Source organism: Thauera humireducens, from assembly GCF_001051995.2.
GTDB lineage: Bacteria > Pseudomonadota > Gammaproteobacteria > Burkholderiales > Rhodocyclaceae > Thauera > Thauera humireducens.
The window spans coordinates 1,572,744-1,593,342 of record NZ_CP014646.1 but is presented as its reverse complement, the minus strand read 5'-3'; the positions used below and the strand labels follow the sequence as shown (position 1 = coordinate 1,593,342).

At 62.7% G+C, this 20,599-nt stretch carries 11 protein-coding genes, 1 tRNA gene, 2 rRNA genes and 1 pseudogene; 13 read left to right on the top strand and 2 right to left on the bottom strand.

Going from position 1 to position 20,599, the window contains the following annotated elements:
* Nucleotides 1-10 precede the first annotated feature (10 nt).
* The 3 genes from AC731_RS07605 to rrf all read left to right on the top strand — a co-directional run bounded on the left by AC731_RS07605 (nucleotide 11) and on the right by rrf (nucleotide 3,452).
* A tRNA-Ala gene (locus AC731_RS07605) sits at nucleotides 11-86 on the top strand.
* Nucleotides 87-347: 261 nt separating this feature from the next.
* A 23S ribosomal RNA gene (locus AC731_RS07600) occupies nucleotides 348-3,232 on the top strand.
* Nucleotides 3,233-3,338: 106 nt separating this feature from the next.
* Nucleotides 3,339-3,452 (top strand): 5S ribosomal RNA (rrf, locus tag AC731_RS07595).
* A gap of 256 nt (nucleotides 3,453-3,708) precedes the next feature.
* Here rrf and AC731_RS07590 read toward each other — a convergent pair.
* Nucleotides 3,709-3,990 (bottom strand): annotated as a pseudogene (locus tag AC731_RS07590) (ATP-binding protein); the annotation flags it as partial.
* 127 nt (nucleotides 3,991-4,117) lie between these two features.
* Here AC731_RS07590 and istA point away from each other — a divergent pair.
* The 9 genes from istA (at nucleotide 4,118) to AC731_RS07545 (ending at nucleotide 18,249) form a co-directional block, all read left to right on the top strand.
* Entirely contained in the window at nucleotides 4,118-5,644 is a 1,527-nt protein-coding gene (gene istA, locus AC731_RS07585) for an IS21 family transposase (protein WP_004257771.1), read from the top strand.
* A 42-nt stretch (nucleotides 5,645-5,686) separates the two neighbouring features.
* Nucleotides 5,687-6,475, top strand: a complete 789-nt coding sequence (istB, locus tag AC731_RS07580; protein ID WP_004257767.1) for an IS21-like element helper ATPase IstB — start codon at nucleotides 5,687-5,689, stop codon at nucleotides 6,473-6,475.
* 87 nt (nucleotides 6,476-6,562) lie between these two features.
* Nucleotides 6,563-7,597 carry an IS630 family transposase gene (locus AC731_RS07575; RefSeq protein WP_048705947.1) on the top strand — a complete coding sequence of 345 codons (1,035 nt, stop codon included), beginning with the start codon at nucleotides 6,563-6,565 and terminating at the stop codon, nucleotides 7,595-7,597.
* A gap of 694 nt (nucleotides 7,598-8,291) precedes the next feature.
* Complete coding sequence (gene purL / locus AC731_RS07570; RefSeq protein WP_048702681.1) at nucleotides 8,292-12,227, top strand: phosphoribosylformylglycinamidine synthase; 3,936 nt, start codon at nucleotides 8,292-8,294, stop codon at nucleotides 12,225-12,227.
* A 141-nt stretch (nucleotides 12,228-12,368) separates the two neighbouring features.
* Nucleotides 12,369-13,694 carry an HD-GYP domain-containing protein gene (locus AC731_RS07565; RefSeq protein WP_082794271.1) on the top strand — a complete coding sequence of 442 codons (1,326 nt, stop codon included), beginning with the start codon at nucleotides 12,369-12,371 and terminating at the stop codon, nucleotides 13,692-13,694.
* A 4-nt stretch (nucleotides 13,695-13,698) separates the two neighbouring features.
* Nucleotides 13,699-15,045, top strand: coding sequence for a GGDEF domain-containing phosphodiesterase (locus AC731_RS07560; protein WP_048702682.1), 1,347 nt, complete (start codon nucleotides 13,699-13,701; stop codon nucleotides 15,043-15,045).
* 42 nt (nucleotides 15,046-15,087) lie between these two features.
* Entirely contained in the window at nucleotides 15,088-15,507 is a 420-nt protein-coding gene (locus tag AC731_RS07555) for a DUF2946 domain-containing protein (protein WP_048702683.1), read from the top strand.
* A 119-nt stretch (nucleotides 15,508-15,626) separates the two neighbouring features.
* Nucleotides 15,627-16,091, top strand: coding sequence for a copper chaperone PCu(A)C (locus AC731_RS07550; RefSeq protein WP_048702684.1), 465 nt, complete (start codon nucleotides 15,627-15,629; stop codon nucleotides 16,089-16,091).
* A gap of 175 nt (nucleotides 16,092-16,266) precedes the next feature.
* Entirely contained in the window at nucleotides 16,267-18,249 is a 1,983-nt protein-coding gene (locus AC731_RS07545; protein WP_048702686.1) for a TonB-dependent copper receptor, read from the top strand.
* Between the two features lie 115 nt (nucleotides 18,250-18,364).
* Here AC731_RS07545 and AC731_RS07540 read toward each other — a convergent pair whose 3' ends face one another.
* Nucleotides 18,365-20,002, bottom strand: a complete 1,638-nt coding sequence (locus AC731_RS07540) for an electron transfer flavoprotein-ubiquinone oxidoreductase (protein WP_048703126.1) — start codon at nucleotides 20,000-20,002, stop codon at nucleotides 18,365-18,367.
* Between the two features lie 149 nt (nucleotides 20,003-20,151).
* Here AC731_RS07540 and AC731_RS07535 point away from each other — a divergent pair, with 149 nt between their 5' ends.
* The gene (locus AC731_RS07535; protein ID WP_004260695.1) at nucleotides 20,152-20,571 is read left to right on the top strand and encodes an acyl-CoA thioesterase; all 420 of its coding nucleotides are present in this window, start codon (nucleotides 20,152-20,154) and stop codon (nucleotides 20,569-20,571) included.
* Nucleotides 20,572-20,599: the final 28 nt, after the last annotated feature.

Below are 20,599 nucleotides of genomic sequence, written 5' to 3'. Positions count from 1 at the left end.
CGAGAAGGACGGGGCTGTAGCTCAGCTGGGAGAGCGGCGGCTTTGCAAGCCGTAGGTCGTCGGTTCGATCCCGACCAGCTCCACCAGGACTCGTGCAGACGCATTCGAGTAGTCAGACATGACGATAGCGATGTCATCATCTCTGACTTCTCGATCGGCAGCGCAAACTGTCGGTTGTTTGAGGTTCGCTCTTTAACAAAGTGGAAGAAGTGTAGTACGTACCGAGCCGGTGCGTACTGCAAGTTGTGTGATTGCATTGATCACATCACCGTTGTCAGCAGTGGTGTGATCGCACAAACGAGTTCGTCTTATGACCGGTGCTTCGACAAGAGGCGCTAAGGTTATAGGATCAAGCGACTAAGTGCATGTGGTGGATGCCTTGGCGATCACAGGCGATGAAGGACGTGTAAGCCTGCGAAAAGCGTGGGGGAGCTGGCAATAGAGCTTTGATCCCACGATGTCCGAATGGGGAAACCCACCCCGCAAGGGGTATCCCAGACTGAATACATAGGTCTGAGGAGGCGAACGCGGCGAACTGAAACATCTAAGTAGCCGCAGGAACAGAAATCAACCGAGATTCCGCAAGTAGTGGCGAGCGAACGCGGAGCAGCCTGCACGACTAAACCATCAGCTTAGCAAAACGGTCTGGAAAGTCCGACGATACAGGGTGATAGTCCCGTATGCGAAAAGCCGGTGGCGGGTCTGAGCGTGCGACAAGTAGGGCGGGACACGAGAAATCCTGTCTGAAGATGGGGGGACCATCCTCCAAGGCTAAATACTCGTGATCGACCGATAGTGAACCAGTACCGTGAGGGAAAGGCGAAAAGAACCCCGGGAGGGGAGTGAAATAGATCCTGAAACCGCATGCATACAAACAGTGGGAGCCTCGAAAGGGGTGACTGCGTACCTTTTGTATAATGGGTCAGCGACTTACGTTCAGTAGCGAGCTTAACCGAGTAGGGGAGGCGTAGCGAAAGCGAGTCTGATAAGGGCGTCAGAGTTGCTGGGCGTAGACCCGAAACCGGATGATCTATCCATGGCCAGGATGAAGGTGCCGTAACAGGTACTGGAGGTCCGAACCCACTAACGTTGAAAAGTTAGGGGATGAGCTGTGGATAGGGGTGAAAGGCTAAACAAATCCGGAAATAGCTGGTTCTCCCCGAAAACTATTTAGGTAGTGCGTCGTACGGACACTTGCGGGGGTAGAGCACTGTAATCGTTGGGGGGGTCACTGCGATCTACCCCGCGATAGCAAACTCCGAATACCGCAAAGTGATATACGGCAGACAGACATCGGGTGCTAACGTCCGGTGTCAAGAGGGAAACAACCCAGACCGCCAGCTAAGGTCCCAAATGCATGGCTAAGTGGCAAACGAGGTGGGAAGGCATAGACAGCTAGGAGGTTGGCTTAGAAGCAGCCACCCTTTAAAGAAAGCGTAATAGCTCACTAGTCGAGTCGTCCTGCGCGGAAGATGTAACGGGGCTCAAGCCATGAACCGAAGCTGCGGATGTGTCTTTGACACGTGGTAGGGGAGCGTTCCGTAAGCCTGCGAAGGTGTCTCGTAAGGGATGCTGGAGGTATCGGAAGTGCGAATGCTGACATGAGTAGCGATAAAGGGTGTGAAAAGCACCCTCGCCGTAAGCCCAAGGTTTCCTGCGCAACGTTCATCGGCGCAGGGTGAGTCGGCCCCTAAGGCGAGGCAGAAATGCGTAGTCGATGGGAAACAGGTCAATATTCCTGTACCGCTCTATGATGCGATGGGGGGACGGAGAAGGTTAGCTCGGCCATCTGTTGGAATAGGTGGTTCAAGTGTGTAGGCGTGCTGCGTAGGCAAATCCGCGCGGCTAAGCTGAGGCATGATAACGAGGACCCTCGGGTCCGAAGCGAGTGATACCCTGCTTCCAGGAAAAGCCTCTAAGCTTCAGTCATAGAGTGACCGTACCGCAAACCGACACAGGTGGGCTGGTAGAGAATACCAAGGCGCTTGAGAGAACTCAGGAGAAGGAACTCGGCAAATTGATACCGTAACTTCGGGAGAAGGTATGCCCCATTAGCTTGTAGGAGTACATCCGAAGGGCGAAGGGGCCGCAGAGAATCGGTGGCTGCGACTGTTTATTAAAAACACAGCACTCTGCAAACACGAAAGTGGACGTATAGGGTGTGACGCCTGCCCGGTGCCGGAAGGTTAAGTGATGGGGTGCAAGCTCTTGATCGAAGCCCCGGTAAACGGCGGCCGTAACTATAACGGTCCTAAGGTAGCGAAATTCCTTGTCGGGTAAGTTCCGACCTGCACGAATGGCGTAACGATGGCCACACTGTCTCCTCCTGAGACTCAGCGAAGTTGAAATGTTTGTGAAGATGCAATCTCCCCGCGGCTAGACGGAAAGACCCCATGAACCTTTACTGTAGCTTTGCATTGGACTTTGACGGGATTTGTGTAGGATAGGTGGGAGGCTATGAAGCCAGGACGCTAGTTCTGGTGGAGCCGTCCTTGAAATACCACCCTGGTGTCGTCGAGGTTCTAACCCAGGTCTGTGAATCCAGATCGGGGACCGTGCATGGTGGGCAGTTTGACTGGGGCGGTCTCCTCCCAAAAGGTAACGGAGGAGTACGAAGGTCACCTAGGTACGGTCGGACATCGTACTGATAGTGCAATGGCAAAAGGTGGCTTGACTGCGAGACCCACAAGTCGAGCAGGTGCGAAAGCAGGTCATAGTGATCCGGTGGTTCTGTATGGAAGGGCCATCGCTCAACGGATAAAAGGTACTCTGGGGATAACAGGCTGATTCCGCCCAAGAGTTCACATCGACGGCGGAGTTTGGCACCTCGATGTCGGCTCATCACATCCTGGGGCTGTAGCCGGTCCCAAGGGTATGGCTGTTCGCCATTTAAAGTGGTACGTGAGCTGGGTTTAAAACGTCGTGAGACAGTTTGGTCCCTATCTGCCGTGGGCGCTGGAAGTTTGAGAGGGCTTGCTCCTAGTACGAGAGGACCGGAGTGAACGCACCCCTGGTGTACCGGTTGTGACGCCAGTCGCATCGCCGGGTAGCTATGTGCGGAAGAGATAACCGCTGAAAGCATCTAAGCGGGAAACTCGCCTCAAGATGAGACTTCCCCGGGGCCTCGAGCCCCCTGAAGGGTCGTTGAAGACCACAACGTTGATAGGTCGGGTGTGGAAGCGTGGCAACACGTTAAGCTAACCGATACTAATTGCCCGTGTGGCTTGATCCTATAACCTTATTCAAGACAAACTCGTAACACCGGTGGCAAAAAACACCCAATCACACAACACTTCTTCCCGCTTTGGCCTGGATCAACTCCAGGTAACAAGTCAAAGTCTGACGACCATAGCTTTGTGGTACCACACCTTCCCATCCCGAACAGGACCGTGAAACACAAACGCGCCGATGATAGTGAGGATTGCCCTCGTGAAAGTAGGTCATCGTCAGACTAACCAAAAAAAACGCCCAGCATCAAAACGATGTCTGGGCGTTTTTACGTCAACACAAATATATTCGAACAAACAGCAACTGCACGCCAAGGCTGTAAGCGCCCAGCGAAACCACCTTCCCCCCAACCGCTTAGCCCATTGAAGATCGTGTCCATCAAGTTAGATGGTGGAATGGAATGGACGCCTCCTGACCTGCTGTCAAGCGACACGAAGATTTGACCCCCTGACGACATCTGGAATTGACCCCCTGGGTTAATCAACTCTCCGACGTGATCGGGGTGGGGGCAGCGGCCTTCTGCAGAAGGCCGCTGCGGCGCTTGTCGCGCAGCCGGTAACTGTCACCCCGGATCGTGATGACCTGGCTGTGGTGCAGCAGCCGATCGAGGATGGCGGTGGCGGCGACCGCGTCGCCGAACACGTGTCCCCACTCGCCGACCGGCCGGTTGCTGGTGATCAGCATGCTGGCCCGTTCGTAGCGCCGCGACACGAGCTGGAAGAACAGGTGCGCGGCCGCCGGTTCGAGCGGCAGGTACCCAAGCCAGCGCCGGATCGGCGTAATGGAGCCACTTCCACTCTGACGGACGTCTCGACCTTGAACGGTCCCTCGCTACCCTGCTGCCTTTTTGTTTGGCAGGAGGTAGGCGGTGGCCCGCAGGAGCATCGAGATGTACGAGTACCGCCAGGCCCTGATGCGCATGCGCCAGGGCGACTCCGAGCGCGAGATCGCGCGCTCGAAACTGATGGGGCGCAGCAAGGCGGCCCGGTTCCGCGAGCTGGCTCGCGCCCAGGGTTGGCTCGATCCTGAGCGGCCTTTGCCCGAGGACGCCGAGATCGCCGCCGCGCTCGGGCGGCCGAAGTTGCCGGTGACGGCCCAGTCCTCGATTGCCGCGTACCGGCCGCTGGTCGAGCAGTGGCTTGCACAGGGCGTCTCCGGCGTGGTGATCCACACCACGCTCAAGCGCGAGCACGGTTTTACCGGGCACTACTCGAGCGTGCGCCGGCTGATCGCGCAGATCGGCCGCGAGCAGCTGCCCGAAACGACGGTGCGCCTCACCTTCGCACCGGGCGAGGCCGCGCAGGTGGACTTCGGCGCCGGCCCCCACCTGATCGATCCGGCGACGGGCGAGACCCGCCGCACGTGGGCGTTCGTGATGACGCTGTGTTTCTCGCGTCACCAGTACGTGGAGTTCGTCTGGGACCAGAGCGTGCGCACCTGGCTGGGCTGCCACCGTCGCGCCTTCGAGTGGTTCGGTGCCGTGCCCGCGCGGCTCATCATCGATAACGCCAAGTGCGCGATCACCCGCGCGTGCATGCACGACCCGCAGGTGCAGCGTGCCTACGCCGAGTGCGCCGAGGGATACGGCTTCCGGATCGACGCCTGCCCGCCGCACGACCCGCAGAAGAAGGGCATCGTCGAGGCCGGCGTCAAATACGTGAAGGGCAACTTCCTGCCCACGCGCAGCTTCCGTGATCTGGCCGATCTGAACGCGCAGGCGCGCGAGTGGGTGCTGAAGGAGGCCGGGCTGCGCATCCACGGCACCACCCGCGCGCGCCCGCTCGACACCTTCGCCCTCGAGCGCAGCACCTTGCTACCGCTGCCCGAAGTGCCGCCGGACCTGGGCACCTGGCATGCGGTGACGGTGCATCGCGACTGCCACGTCAGCTTCGAGCGCGCGCTGTACTCGGTGCCGTTCGCGCTGGTGGGCAAGGCGTTGTGGCTGCGGGCGACCGACGCCGTGGTCACCGTCTATCACGACTTCAAGCCCGTCGCCACGCATGCCCGCGCGCGGCGTCCCGGCGAGCGTCGCACCGTCTCCGATCATCTGCCACCGGCCGCCCAGCGCTTCTTCGCGCACGACCGCAGCTGGTGTCTGCAGCAGGCCCGCGAGATCGGCGACGCCTGCGCGCAGCTGATCGGGCAACTGCTCTCAGACCGCATCAGCGAGCGCCTGCGGGCTGCCCAGGGCGTTCTCGCGCTCAAGGGCCAGTACGGCGCCGCGCGCCTCGAGGCGGCGTGCGAGCGGGCCATCGCCCACGACAGCCCGCACTACCGCACCGTCAAGACCATCCTCGCCGGCGGTCACGACCTCGCCCCGGTGAGCACGATCACCCCCGAGCCCTACGCCGGCCGTGCCCGCTTCGCGCGCGCCACCGCGTCGCTGTTCGAAGACGACGGCCCCACGTTCCACTGACCCGGGCGCAGCGCGCGCCCACTTCACCCAAGGAGCCTCACCATGAACCCCGCCACCGAACTGGCGCCGCAGCTCAAGCAGTTGCGCCTCTCCGGCATCCTCGACTCGCTCGACGCCCGCAACCGCCAGGCCATCGATGCCAAGCTCGCCTACACGGAATTCCTCGCCCTGCTGATCCAGGACGAGATCGCGCGGCGCGAGCAGAAAAAGTTCGGCACCCGGCTGCGCCGTGCGGCCTTCCGCGCCACCAAGACCCTCGAAGGCTTCGAGTTCGACCGGCTGCCCTCGACCAACCGCGCCCTGGTCCATGACCTCGCGACCGGGCGCTACATCGACGAGCGCGCCCCGGTGCTGATCGTCGGCCCCTGCGGCACGGGCAAGAGCCATCTGGCGCAAGCGCTCGGGCACTGCGCCGTGCGTCAGGGGCACGACGTCATCTTCGCCTCTTGCGCGCAGTTGCTCGCCAGCCTGAACGCCGCGCGTGCGGTCGGCACCTATGAGCGCAAGCTGCAGCAACTGGCCCGCGTGCCGGTGCTCATCATCGACGACTTCGGCCTCAAGCCGCTTCGCGCGCCCGCCGACGAGGATCTGCACGACCTCATCGCCGAGCGCTACGAGCGCGCTGCCACCCTCGTCACCAGCAACCTCGACTTCACCGAGTGGGATCAGGCCTTCCCCGGCAACCGGCTGCTCGCCTCGGCCACCGTCGACCGGCTGCGCCACAACGCCTATTGCCTCACGCTCGACGGGGCCTCTTACCGCGCCCCGCGACAGGGGCCGAATCGGGCGAAAAACGCCCTTGCCAGCACCCCGAAAAACATCGATTCTTGACCCCCCAACGACGTCCGTCAGAGCCCGGTTCGAGTGGCTTCTACTAACGTTCCCGTAAGTAGTGTCATGTGAGCGATAATATGCCCCATGAAATGCAAACGACCTTCCGACGGCCGTGCCCTCGATCATCACACCTTGCAGGTGATGCGGCAGCAGGCTGTCAAAGCAGTGCGTGAGGGGCAGACAGTGCAAAGCGTCGCGGCGGCGTATGGCGTGAATGAGCGCAGCGTTTTCCGGTGGCTCGCCGACTTTGCCAATGGCGGGCAGAACGCATTGCTGGCCAAGCCGATTCCGGGGCGCCCCAGCAAACTCAGCGCCGAGGAGTTGTCGTGGATCGCCAATGCCGTTCGTGACCATAACCCGCAGCAGTTCAAGTTCGAGTTCGGCTTGTGGACGCTGTCGCTGATCCGTCACCTGATCAAGCGCCAGTTCAAGAAGGAGTTGTCGGTCTCCTCGGTCCACCGTCTCATGAAGATCCTGGGCTTCAGCGCCCAGAAGCCGCTCTACCAGGCGTGGCAGCAAGACCCGGTGCTGGTGCGCACGTGGGAGACGGAGACCTACCCCACGATCCGCGCCGAAGCCAAGCGGGTCGGCGCAACGATCTACTTTGGCGACGAGTCGGGTATCCGCTCGGATTACCACACCGGCACGACCTGGGCGCCGCAGGGCCAGACGCCGGTGGTGCAGGCGACGGGCCGGCGCTTCTCGCTGAACATGATCTCGGCGGTTAGCACGCAGGGCGAGTTTCGATTCATGTTGCATGAAGGCTCGGTTGGCGCGAAGGTGTTCGTCGAGTTCCTCAAGCGCTTGATGGTCAATGCCGAGAAGCCGGTGTTTCTGATCGTCGATGGTCATCCGATCCACAAGGCAAAGATGGTCAAGAGCTACGTCGAGGGCTTGGACGGCAAGCTCAAACTCTTCTACCTGCCGCCGTACTCGCCGCATCTGAACCCCGATGAAACGGTCTGGGCTCATGTGAAGCGCAAGGTTTCGCGCCAGTTGGTCGAGAGTGCCGAGGAGATGAAGCGACTCGCACTCGGTGCATTGCGCAGCATCCAGAAGCTCCCTGAACTCGTGAAGTCATTTTTCAGGCAGCCAGAGTGCCGCTATATCCTGGAATGACTCTACTTATTGAAAAGTTAGTATATGCCGATCATCGGTGGCTCTATTGTGGCGGTCAGTGACAGGGCGCTCGTCGCTCATGAGCGGACATACCAAAAATGCCCCGTCAGCCAACCAGCCTAGGCGACTGACGAGTGTCCCAACCACTTTCATCCGAGATGTGGTCATCGTAAAGGTTGCACAAGGTCGATAACAGTGTGATGGCAAACAGGTCAGACCGTGACCCGCCAAGCCTGAATCAGTGTCCCGGACTTCGAGTCCTGTGGTGGAATGAGGCGTGGGTCAGCGGAATCCATCAGGGCCAGCAGGCTTTCGCCTGCAGTCACAGGCCGGATATAGAACTGCAGCCTATCTGTCGCCGCACACGTTGTGTCGTCCTTGTCAAAAGGGGGGCGTCCATATAGACACGATGGATGTCGTCATCCCGCGCCAGACGCGGCGCACGCACAGCGAAGCCTTCAAACAGTCGGTGATCTCGGCCTGCCGTGAGCCTGGGTGTCAGTGGCCGGCGCGGCACTGGCCAACGGGCTGAACGCCAAACAGCTCCATCGCTGCTACAAGTCCGGACAGTCTATGTGCTCCCTACAAACCAGCGATGAGGATCGGGGTGGGGAAGCGGCTCGGGTTATAATTCGCAGTTCATCAGTCGGCTGCAGTAGTTGCCGCTCTTCCTCAGAACCAGTCTCCGAAGAACATGACCTCGATCCTTAAGCTGCGCGGTGCTGCCGCGCTGTCCGCCTCACGTCTGGAACGTCTTTCGCGTGCCGTTGCCGAGGTCCAGCCAAGGCTCAATGCAATTTCAGCCGAGCACTGGTACTTTGTCGAGGTTTCGGCCCCGCTGTCGGCTGAGGAGCAGGGGCGCCTGGTCGACCTGATCGATGCGCGGCCCGTCACGGCAACGCCACCTGTCGGCACCCTGAGGGTTGTGGTGCCGCGACTGGGCACGATCTCGCCTTGGTCGTCCAAGGCGACAGACATTGCCCACCAGTGCGGGTTCGACAAGATCGTGCGCATCGAGCGCGGCATCGCCTACACCATCGATGCACGCGGGGTGGAGGACAACGCCGCGCTGCTGCAATTGCTGCACGACCGCATGACGGAGTCGGTGCTCGACACGATCGACGCCGCCGAAGCCTTGTTCCACCACTACCAACCGCAGCCGCTCACGACCGTCGACATCCTGTCCGGTGGTCGTGTCGCGCTGGAGAAGGCCAACGGCGAACTCGGTCTTGCTCTGTCCGAGGACGAGATCGACTATCTGGTCGAGAACTTCAGCCGCATTGGACGCAATCCGACCGACGTCGAACTGATGATGTTCGCGCAGGCCAACTCCGAGCATTGCCGGCACAAGATCTTCAACGCCGACTGGGTGATCGATGCCCGGCCGATGGAGAAGTCCCTGTTCGGCATGATCAAGGACACTCACAAGGCGCACCCGCAGGGCACGGTGGTGGCGTATTCGGACAACGCCTCGATCATCGAAGGCGCGCGCATCGCCCGCCTGTACCCTGATGCCGACGGCGCCTTCCGCTACCACGACGAGGACACCCACATCCTCGCCAAGGTCGAGACCCACAACCACCCGACTGCGATCTCGCCTTTCCCCGGCGCCGCGACGGGTGCCGGCGGCGAGATCCGCGACGAGGGGGCGACCGGGCGCGGTTCGCGGCCCAAGGCCGGACTGGCCGGTTTCACGGTTTCCAACCTGAACATCCCCGATTTCGGCCAGCCTTGGGAGAAGCCCTATGGCAAGCCGGAGCGTATCGCTTCCGCACTCGACATCATGATCGAGGGGCCGATTGGTGCGGCCGCCTTCAACAACGAGTTCGGCCGTCCGAACCTGGCGGGTTACTTCCGCACCTTCGAGCAGGAAGTGCAGGGCGAAGTGCGTGGCTACCACAAGCCGATCATGATTGCCGGCGGCCTTGGCAGCATTCAAGCCCAACAGTCCGAGAAGCCGACCTTTCCGCCGGGCACGCTGCTGATCCAGCTCGGCGGCCCCGGCATGCTGATTGGTCTCGGCGGCGGCGCGGCCTCGTCGATGGCGACCGGCACGAACACCGCCGACCTCGACTTCGCCTCGGTGCAGCGCGGCAACCCCGAGATCCAGCGCCGCTGCCAGGAAGTCATCGACGCCTGCTGGCAGCAGGGTGACAACAATCCGATCATCGCCATCCACGACGTCGGCGCCGGTGGCCTGTCGAACGCGATGCCGGAGCTGGCCGACCACGCCGGCCTGGGCGCGCACTTCGAGCTGCGCGAGGTTCACATCGAAGAGCCGGGCATGAGCCCGCGCGAGATCTGGTCGAACGAGTCGCAGGAGCGCTATGTGCTCGCGATTGCGCCGGAGAGCCTGCCGATGTTCCAGGCCTTCTGCGAGCGCGAGCGCTGCCCCTTTGCGGTGCTCGGCACTGCGACGGATGACGGTCACCTCACCGTGACTGACCGCCACTTCGGTAACAAGCCGGTGGACATGGACATGAAGGTCCTGCTCGGCAAACCGCCGAAGATGACGCGCAACGTTTCGCGTCGCGCGGTGCACCTGCCGCCCTTCGATACGACCGACCTCGATCTGAAGGAGGCCGGCATGCGCGTGCTGCGCATGCCGGCGGTCGCGAGCAAGAGCTTCCTGATCACCATTGGTGACCGCTCGGTTGGCGGCCTGACTGCGCGTGACCAGTTCGTTGGTCCCTGGCAAGTGCCGGTGGCCGACGTCGCGGTCACTGCGATGAGCTTCCAGGGCTACCGCGGCGAAGCCTTCGCCATGGGCGAGCGCACGCCGCTGGCCTGCGTCGACGCACCGGCTTCGGGTCGCATGGCGATCGGCGAGGCGGTCACCAACATCGCTGCAGCCGATATCGAGAAGCTTGGCGACGTGAAGCTGTCAGCCAACTGGATGGCTGCCGCTGGCCATCGTGGCGAGGATGCGAAGCTCTACGACACGGTCAAGGCTGTCTCCGATTTCTGCGTGACGGCAGGTCTGTCGATCCCGGTCGGCAAGGACTCGCTGTCGATGCGCACCGCGTGGCAGGACGATGCTGAGGACAAGCAGGTCGTAGCCCCGCTGTCCTTGATCGCCACTGCTTTCGCCCCGGTGCAGGACATTCGCAGTACGCTGACGCCGCAGCTCCAGTTGCCCGAGGGGGTCGAGACCGAGCTGCTGCTGATCGACCTCGGCAATGGCAAGAACCGCCTCGGTGGCTCGGTGTTTGCGCAGGCCTACAACTCGGTTGGGGAGCATGCTCCAGACGTCGATCCGGCGCAGCTCAAGGCCTTCTTCGATTCGGTCCAGCGCCTGCGCCGCGACGGCTTGCTGCTGGCCTATCACGACCGTTCGGACGGCGGCCTCTTCGCCACGGTGTGCGAAATGGCGTTCGCGGCAAAGTGCGGCCTGTCGCTGGTGCTCGACACGGTCTGCTACGACCCCTACATGAACGACGTCGACGGCCTCGAGAAGAAGCCCGATACCCTGAAAGGCCGTTTCGGCGACCGCCTGTTTGCCGGCTTGTTCGCCGAGGAACTGGGCGCGGTCATCCAGATCCGCCGCGACGATCGCGCGCGGGTTACCGAGTTGCTGCGCTCCGCGCAGCTGAGCTACCACTTCATCGGCGAGCCGAACGACAAGGACGAGATTCGCCTGCGTCGTAATGCGAAGCTCGTGTTCGGCGCGAGCCGTGTCGAGCTGCTGCAGGCATGGTCGGAGACCAGCTATCGCATTGCGAAGCTGCGCGACGACCCCGAGTCGGTGCAGCAGGAGTTCGACGGCCTTGCCGATGCGACCGACCCCGGCCGCTCGGTGTCCCTGAGCTTTGACGTCAAGGAAGATGTCGCTGCCCCCTTCATCGCGTCCGGCGTACGACCCAAGGTCGTGGTGTTGCGTGAGCAGGGTGTGAACTCGCAGTTCGAGATGGCAGCGGCTTTCGAGCGCGCGGGCTTCATGCCCGTCGATGTTCACATGTCCGACCTGCAGGCCGGCCGTGTCGATCTCGCCGATTTCCATGGCCTGGCGGCTTGTGGTGGTTTCTCGTACGGCGATGTGCTGGGGGCAGGGCAGGGCTGGGCGAAGTCCATCCTGTTCAACAGCCGCCTGCGTGACGAATTCGAGGCATTTTTCCGCCGCAGTGACACCTTTGCGCTTGGCGTCTGCAACGGCTGCCAGATGATGGCCCACCTGGCGCCGATCATCCCGGGCGCTGAAGCGTGGCCGACCTTCCATCGCAACCGCAGTGAGCAGTTCGAGGCCCGCTTTGCGATGGTTGAGGTGACGGAGAGTCCATCGATCCTGCTGCAGGGGATGGCGGGCAGCCGCATGCCGATCGTGGTCAGCCACGGCGAGGGGCGGGCGGTGTTCGCGAACGAGCAGGACAGGATGACGGCATTGCTTGCGCTGCGTTATATTGATCACAATGGCATGCCCACCGAACGCTATCCCCTGAATCCGAACGGTTCGCAGGACGGTGTGACGGGCTTCACGACCGCTGACGGGCGCTTCACCATCATGATGCCGCACCCCGAGCGCACGGCCCGTACCCTGCAGATGTCGTGGGCGCCGCAATGGTTGATCGAGGAAAGCCCGGACGCCTCGCCGTGGCTGCGGATGTTCCGCAACGCACGCGTGTGGTTGGGTTGAGCTTGCACTACGGACGACACTAAAGGCTGTCTCCGAGCGCCGGTTTGCCCGAAGTGGGCGAACCGGCGCGGTATTCCGTTTCTGACCTCGATCGTTTGAATGATTGGGCGGGCCTGAAAGGTTCGCAGACGGAGTTCCGGTTTGCTGAACACGATTCCGACGCGCGACCTGAAAATCGGCATGTTCGTCGCCGATCTTGATCGTCCGTGGCTGGGGACGCCATTCCTGATTCAGGGTTTCCTGATCGAGGAGGAGGCGCAGCTCGCCGCGCTGCAGGCGTGGTGTCAGAACGTGATGATCGACCGCAGCCTTTCGGTCGGCGAGCAGTATCGCGCGCCCGTTGTCGATGACGGAGATTCACCGCGTGATGTGGATGCCAGTCCGCGCATCCATCCCAGCGAACCGGAGTGCCGCGTCGAGGCTGAGCGATTCCTCAAAATCGCGCGCAGCTTCAAGGGCCGGATCCACACACAGCGCCATCCGACAGTTCCGCGACTGAGCCCGGTCGATGGCCGTAGCCCGCTCGACTCCGAACTGCGCTATTCGGCACCGATCGTCGACGACGTCTATCGTGCCCTCCGGGAGACTCAGCGGGCGATCGAGGCCGGCGGATCGGTCGACGTCGATCGCGTGGAGGGCCTGGTTGGTGAGATGGCGGCAGGCGTCGAGCGAAACCCGGACGCCCTGATGTGGCTGACGCGCCTCAAGCGCGCCGATCAGTACACCTACGACCATGCGGTGAATGCCTCCGTCCATCTGATGGTGTTCGCCCGCTTCGTCGGCATGGATGCGAACCTGGTGCGCAAGCTCGGCCTTGCGGGGCTGCTTCAGGATATCGGCAAGGTGCAGATCGACTACGAGATCCTCGCCAAGGCCGGACCGCTGGATGAGCGCGAGTTCGAGCATGTGCGGGAACACGTCGCGCATACCCTTGCCATGTTGAACAGGCGGGAAGGCTTCGATCCGGAGGTGCTCAGCATCATCGCGGCCCACCACGAACGTTTCGATGGCACGGGTTATCCGCGAGGTCTGAAGGGGAAGGGCATTTCGCTCGGCGCCGAAATGGCGGGTCTCGTCGACACCTACTGCGCGATGACGCGCGACCGGGTGTACTGCGCCGCGGTGTCGAGCCAGAGCGCGATGGAGGAGTTGAATCGGCTGCGCAACACCCGCTTCCGCGATGCGCTGATCGACCAGTTCCTGCAGTGCATCGGACTTTATCCGATCGGGACGTTGGTCGAGCTCAACTCCGGCGAGATTGCCGTGGTGATTCAGCAGAACCAGGTGCGGCGCCTGCAGCCGCGCGTTCTCGTCCTGCTGGCGCCCGACAAGTCGGTGGAGCGCTTCGCGCGTACCCTTGATCTATTGATGTTGCCGCAGACGCCGACGGGGGAGACCTACCGCATCCAGCGGGCTTTGCCGCCCAATGCCTACGGGATCGATCCGAACGATTTCTACCTGGGGTAACGCGATGGTGCATGGAACGCCGCGTGGCCTGCTGTCTGCCCTGACCGAGATCTCGGACCGGCTGTCTGAAGCGCGCGCTAACGGAACCGGGGTCGGCGTGCTCTGTGTCACGGTGCTGCCCGACGTTGCGCTCTGTCGCCTGTCGCTGGAGCGTGGCCACAAACTCGAGGCCGAAGTCGCTGAACGCCTAAGGCGTCTGCTGCGCAAGCAGGACATGCTGTTTGGCGGCGAGCGGCGCGAGTGGCTGCTCGTGCTGCCCGGTTTGCAGAGCGCGGCAGTGTTGACCCTGGCGATGATGAAGATCGGCCAGGCCTTCAACGCCCATCCGGTGGTGCTGGAAGGGCTCGAGGTAGAAGTGCCTCTTACCTGCGGCGCGTCGATGGCGCCCGAGCATGGCGAGAACCCGCTGCACCTGGTTCAGTCGGCCCGTATCGCCGCACTTGCGGCCGCGCAGGCAAATCTCGGCGGGCAGATCTACGATCCGGGGATGGAGCAGGTGTCGCCCCGGTTGGCGCAACTGGAGCGCGAACTGCGGGCGTGCTTTGCCGGCGACAACAGGCTCGAACTGCATCTGCAGCCGAAGGTGCGCCCGCAGGCGGGCAAGTGCGATGCAGCCGAGGGGCTGCTACGCTGGCAACGATTGCCGGATGATTGGGTACCGGCTCCAGTGATCATTAGCCTGATTGATCGCATGGGCATGCGCCACCTCTTCAATCGCTGGCTGTTCCAGCGGGCAGCGCATACGCTCCATTCGCTGCGCGAGGCGGGTGTCGTGATCACCTTGTCGATCAATCTGTCAGCCTCCGATCTCTATGATGCCGAGGTACCGGATCTGGTCGGTCAGGCGCTGGCGACCTGGGGCATCGACGCTCGACAATTGTGCCTGGAGATTACCGAGACGGGCATGATCGAGGAGCGCAACGGCGAAGGTGTGACGGACGTCTTGCATCGCCTGCGGACACTCGGGATCAGCCTCTCGATCGATGATTTCGGCACCGGTTTCTCGAGCATGAGCCGCCTCCAGCAACTGTCTGTTCAGGAGCTCAAGATCGATCGGAGTTTCATCCAGGACATCGCACGCTCGGAGAAGGACAGGGAGATTGCCGCGTCGATCATCGAACTGTCCCACCGGCTGGGGATCTCGGTCACCGCCGAAGGCGTCGAGGACGAGCCCACCGCAGCGATTCTGACGGCACTCGACTGTGATCACCTGCAGGGCTATCTGTTCGCCCGCGCCATGCCGGTCGAGGCCTTCGTGACCTGGCTCGAACAGCCGCAAGGATGGCGGAGGATTGCCGTGCCGGGGCGCACTCCTGACGAGGATCAAGTTAGGCGCGGAGCATTCGGGTAAAATTCGCGGCGCATCATTCCTCTTCTTGTGCCGACGCTGCCCATGTTCCGCTTCCGCAAACGCCTTCACGCCTGGCTCGCGATCTTCGCGATGCTGATCAGTGCGCTGGCGCCGAGCGTGAGTCGTGCGATGGCTTCGGGCGAGCAGGCCTTGCTGCTGGACATCTGTTCGGCAAGCGGCGTTCATCAGATTGTACTGACGGGCGCCGAGGCGGCCATGTACGCTGGACCGGGTCTGCCCGATGCCGGAAATGCCGATGGCGATCCGTCCGACCTGTCTCTCTCGGCCTGTCCGTATTGCTTCACCCATGCGGGTAGTGTGGCCCTCCCCGGATTCGAGGCAACGCCCTCGATGACCGTCGCAACGGGGGCGGATCTACTGCCGCCGCTGTTCTTCTCCGCGCCGCGCACGCTCTTTGCGTGGTCGCCGTCCCGCCCGCGCGCACCGCCCGCGCTCCTCTGAACGATCCGCCGGCGCGGAGTGTTTCCCCGTGCCGAACGGATTCGAATCTGCTCAAGCCGTTTCGCCGTCTGTCCAGATGGCATGTCGACTCTCATCAGTATCGTTCGAGGATTCCCACTATGAAAAAGCTTGTTCTTGCTCTCGCCTTTACCCTGGGCTCCCTGCCGGCATTCGCCGACGTCACCGTGGCCGATGCATGGGTGCGTGCCACCGTTCCACAGCAGAAGGCTACCGGCGCTTTCATGAGGCTCACCTCCGACCGCGATGCGCGACTCGTTTCGGCCGCTTCGCCCGTGGCTGGCGTCGCCGAGGTTCACGAGATGGTCATGGACGGCAACGTCATGAAGATGAACGCCATCCCCGGCCTCGATCTTCCGGCGGGCAAGACCGTCGAACTCAAGCCCGGCGGCTATCACGTGATGCTGCTGGATCTCAAGCAGCAGGTGAAGGAGGGCGATGAGGTGCCCGTGACCATCGTCGTCGAGACCGCCGATGGCGCTCGGGAGACGATCGAGCTCAAGGCACCGGTGCGTCCGCTGAACGCCGCGGCGGGTGGCATGCAGATGCAGCACGGCAAGCACTAAACCGCCCGCCTGGCGGTCGTGCTTCCCGGTCGGCTGGATTGAGCCGACGCTGGCACGACCATCCTCCCTCAAGAATTCGCCATAGACCGCGGTCCGGATCGGGCCGCGGCGGGCTCGGCTGCGCCTGAATTCCGCCGAGCCATGAGGCAATCAGACATCTGAAGAGATCCAATTCATGAAACACAGCTTCAAGCAACTGCCGCTTGCCGTGGCAATCTCGCTCGCCTTGCCCGCGCTGGCACAAGACGTCGATACGCGGCTCGACAGTGTCGTGGTGACTGCGCCCGTCGCCTCGGCGCCATTGACGGTGACGACCGATCCAAAGGCGCCGCGGCAACCACTGCCCGCCCATGATGGGGCGGACATGCTCAAGAGCATCCCGGGTTTCTCAGTGATCCGTAAGGGCGGGGCCGATGGCGACCCCGTCTTCCGCGGTATGGCCGGGTCCCGCCTTGGAATCTTGCAGGATGGACAGGAGATACATGGCGGCTGCGGCGGGCGGATGGACCCACCCACCGCCTATGTGTATCCGGAGTCCTTCGATTCCGTCACGGTCCTCAAGGGGCCGCAGACCGTGCTCTACGGGGCTGGAAACTCTGCAGGCGTCGTCCTCTTCGAACGCGATTCGCAGCGAATGGCGGACGGCGGTTGGAGTGCCAACGGCAGCGTCACCCTCGGTAGTTGGGGACGCAACGACCAGGTAATCGATGCCAAGGCCGGCAATCCCGACTTCTATGCACGAATTGGCGCGACCCGCTCCGACAGCAACAATTACGAGGATGGCGACGGGAACGAGGTGCACTCGTTCTATACGCGCTGGAGCACGACGGGGGCGCTTGGCTGGACGCCGGATGACAACACGCTGCTGGAACTCAATTTCGGTCGCAGCGATGGTGAGGCTGCATATGCCGACCGCGCGATGGATGGCGTGAGGTTCGAGCGCGAGCACGCGGGCCTGCGCTTCGAGAAGCGGAACATCTCATCCCTTGTCCGCAAGGTCGAGGCACATGCCTATTACAGCTACATCGATCACGTGATGGACAACTTCAGCCTGCGGTCCAACCGGGGCATGCGGATGCTCAACAACCCTGATCGGAAGACGACTGGCGCGCGCGCCGCGGTTGCCCTTGCCCCGAGTGAGCGATGGCTGGTCACCTTGGGCGCCGATGTGCGTGATGACCAACACCGTACGCGGAATGGTGTGAACTATCGTAACCAGCCCTGGCAGAAGGACATCGGCTTCGAGCGCCAAGGTGTCTTCGGCGAGGCGAGCTATGCGATCGACGACGCCCGCCGCATCGTCGGTGGATTGCGCGTGGATGACCACGAGGCACGAGACTACCGTCCGACCTCCCTGACGCGGGGGGTGAGCGTCGACAAGACGCTGCAGAGCGGGTTCGGACGATACGAGGCCGACTTCGGTGCTGGCGCGGGCACGTGGTACGCCGGCGTGGGCTATGTCGAGCGCTTCCCCGACTTCTGGGAGTTCATGCGCGCCACCCCGGCAGGCGGCGAGCGTTTCGACATACTGCAGCCGGAGAAGACCACGCAGCTCGATGTCGGTGCCAACTGGAGTGCAGGACCTTGGTCTGCTTCGGTGTCGGGGTTCTACGGCAAGGTGGATGATTACATCCTCTTGCGTTGGGTGACCTCGACGAGTGCCCAGGTCCGCAATATCGACGCAACGGTCTATGGTCTCGAGGGCGACGTGACCTGGCGCTTTGCTCCGAACTGGAAGGCTGTCGGCACCCTGGCCTGGGTACGTGGAAGCAACGATACGGACAGCAAAGCGCTGGCGCAGCAACCGCCGCTCGAGGCCAGGCTGGCGCTGGAGTACGACGACCGGCGCTTCTCTTACGGCGCAATGCTGCGCATGGTGTCGCGCCAGAATCGCTATGACGTCGGTTCCGGGAACATCGTTGCGAACGGTCAGGATCTCGGGCCAACCGGCGGCTTTGCGACCCTGTCGCTCAATGCCGGCTGGCGCCCGAACAAGGTTACGCTGCTGACCGCCGGCGTGGACAACGTCTTTGATCGGAACTACAGCGAGCACCTTGGCAAGGGCGGTTGGGATTTCGCCGGCGGGGCCGTGACCACTTACCGCATCAACGAACCCGGCCGCACTTTCTGGCTGAAGGCGCAAGTCGCGCTCGATTGAGCTGAGCAAGCAGCGTGGCTACCTCACTGGCGCGCTGTTGCAGTACAGCAAAAAGCCCCACGGTACCGATTCGGCTCCGTGAGGCTTTTCAGTCCGATGAACAATCGGAGGGGGATTACATGCCCTGGTAGATCGGCCCTTCGCCACCTTGCGGGACGACCCAGTTGATGTTCTGCGTCGGGTCCTTGATGTCGCAGGTCTTGCAGTGCACGCAGTTCTGCGCGTTGATCTGCAGGCGCGGGCCGGCCTCTTCGTGCACGATCTCGTACACCCCGGCCGGGCAGTAGCGCTGCTCGGGGGCGTCGTAGCGCGCGAGGTTGATCGCGATCGGCGTGCCCGCGTCCTTCAACTGCAGGTGGCAGGGCTGCTCCTCCTCGTGGTTGGTGTTCGACAGGAACACCGACGAGAGCCGGTCGAAGGTCAGCACGCCATCGGGCTTCGGGTAGTCGATCTTCGCGCACTCGGCCGCGGGCTTGAGCGCGGTGTGGTCGGCCGTGTTGCGCAGCGTCCAGGGCACCTTGCCCTTGAACAGCACCTGGTCGATGCCAAACAGCAGCGAGCCGAGGTACAGGCCCTTCTTCATGTAGGGCTTGAAGTTGCGCGTCTTGTGCAGCTCGGCGTACAGCCAGGAGTCGCGGAAGGCCGCCGGGTAAGCGGTCAGCGCGTCGCGCTGGCGCTGCTGCGCGAGCGCTTCGAAGGCGGCCTCGGCCGCGAGCATGCCCGACTTGATCGCGGCGTGGCTGCCCTTGATGCGCGCAGCGTTGAGGAAACCGGCGTCGTCGCCGATTAGGCCGCCGCCCGGGAAGATCAGCCGCGGCAGGCTCTGCAGGCCGCCCGCGGCGATCGCGCGCGCACCATAGGCCAGGCGCTTGCCACCGTCGAGATACTTGCGGATCTCGGGGTGGGTCTTGTAGCGCTGCATCTCCTCGAAGGGCGACAGATGCGGGTTGCTGTAGTTGAGCCCGACCACGTAGCCCACCGCCACCAGGTTGTCCTCGAGGTGATAGACGAAGCCGCCGCCGTAGGTGGCGGTGTCCATCGGCCAGCCCGCCGTGTGCACCACCAGGCCCGGGCGATGGTGTTCGGGCTTCACTTCCCACAGCTCCTTGATGCCGATGCCGTAGGTCTGCGGGTCGGCACCTTCGCGCAGTGTGTAGCGGGCCTCGAGCTGCTTGCCCAGGTGGCCGCGACAGCCTTCGGCGAACAGCGTGTACTTGGCGTGCAGCTCCATGCCCGGCTGGTGGTGCGGACCCGGCGTGCCGTCACGGTTCAGGCCCATGTCGCCGGTGGCGACGCCCTTCACCGCGCCCGCCTCGTCGAACAGGATCTCGGCGCCGGCAAAGCCCGGATAGACCTCCACGCCCAGCGCCTCGGCCTGCTCGCCCAGCCACTTCACCACGTTGCCCAGGCGCACGATGTAGTTGCCGTGGTTCACCAGGCAGTCGGGCAGCAGCCCGTTCGGGGCCTGGCGCGCGCCGGTCTCGGTCAGGAACAGCACCTTGTCCTCGGTGACCGCGGTCTTGAGCGGGGCGCCCCGTTCCTTCCAGTCGGGGATCAGCTCGGTGAGCGCCTGCGGGTCCATCACCGCGCCCGACAGGATGTGCGCACCGATCTCGGCCGCCTTCTCGATCAGGCACACCGAGATCTCCTGGCCCTTCTCCGCGGCCAGCTGCTTCAAGCGGATCGCCGCCGACAGCCCCGCAGGGCCGCCGCCGACGATCAGCACGTCGAATTCCATCGATTCACGTTCCATCCTGTTCTCCTGTTCCCGACGGTGCGATTCTTCGTAGAGCCTTAGAATGGCTGAGTTTAAACGGTCGCGGGCCTCAGGCACCGACCGTGCACAACATACGGGTGCGTATGTTACATTAGCCCGCCAAACAAACAATAGGAGACAGTCGCATGAAGGAAGGGGCGAAACTCATCTACACCACGCGCATGTCGGTGCGTTGGGGCGACATGGACGCGTATGGACACGTCAATAACACGGTGTACTTCCGCTACTTCGAGCAAGCCCGCTGCGAATGGATCGAGCAGATGGGCTTCCGCGTCAGTCCGGAAGAACCGACCGGGCCGGTGATCATCAACGCCAGTTGCACCTTCCTGTCGCCGGTGAATTATCCTGCGACCGTATTGATCAAGATGTACGCGGGCGAGCCCGGGCGCACGAGCGTGATGACCTGGTACGAGCTGTTCGTCGAAGGCGATGAAAAGCTCTACGCCGAAGGGGCGGCAAAGACGGTGTGGATGGATAACCGCACCGGCAAGTCGGCCCCGTTGCCCGACGCCATCCGCGGTCTGTTCGACAACGCGGCCGGCTGAACCGGTCACGGCGGCCGAGAACTAGAAA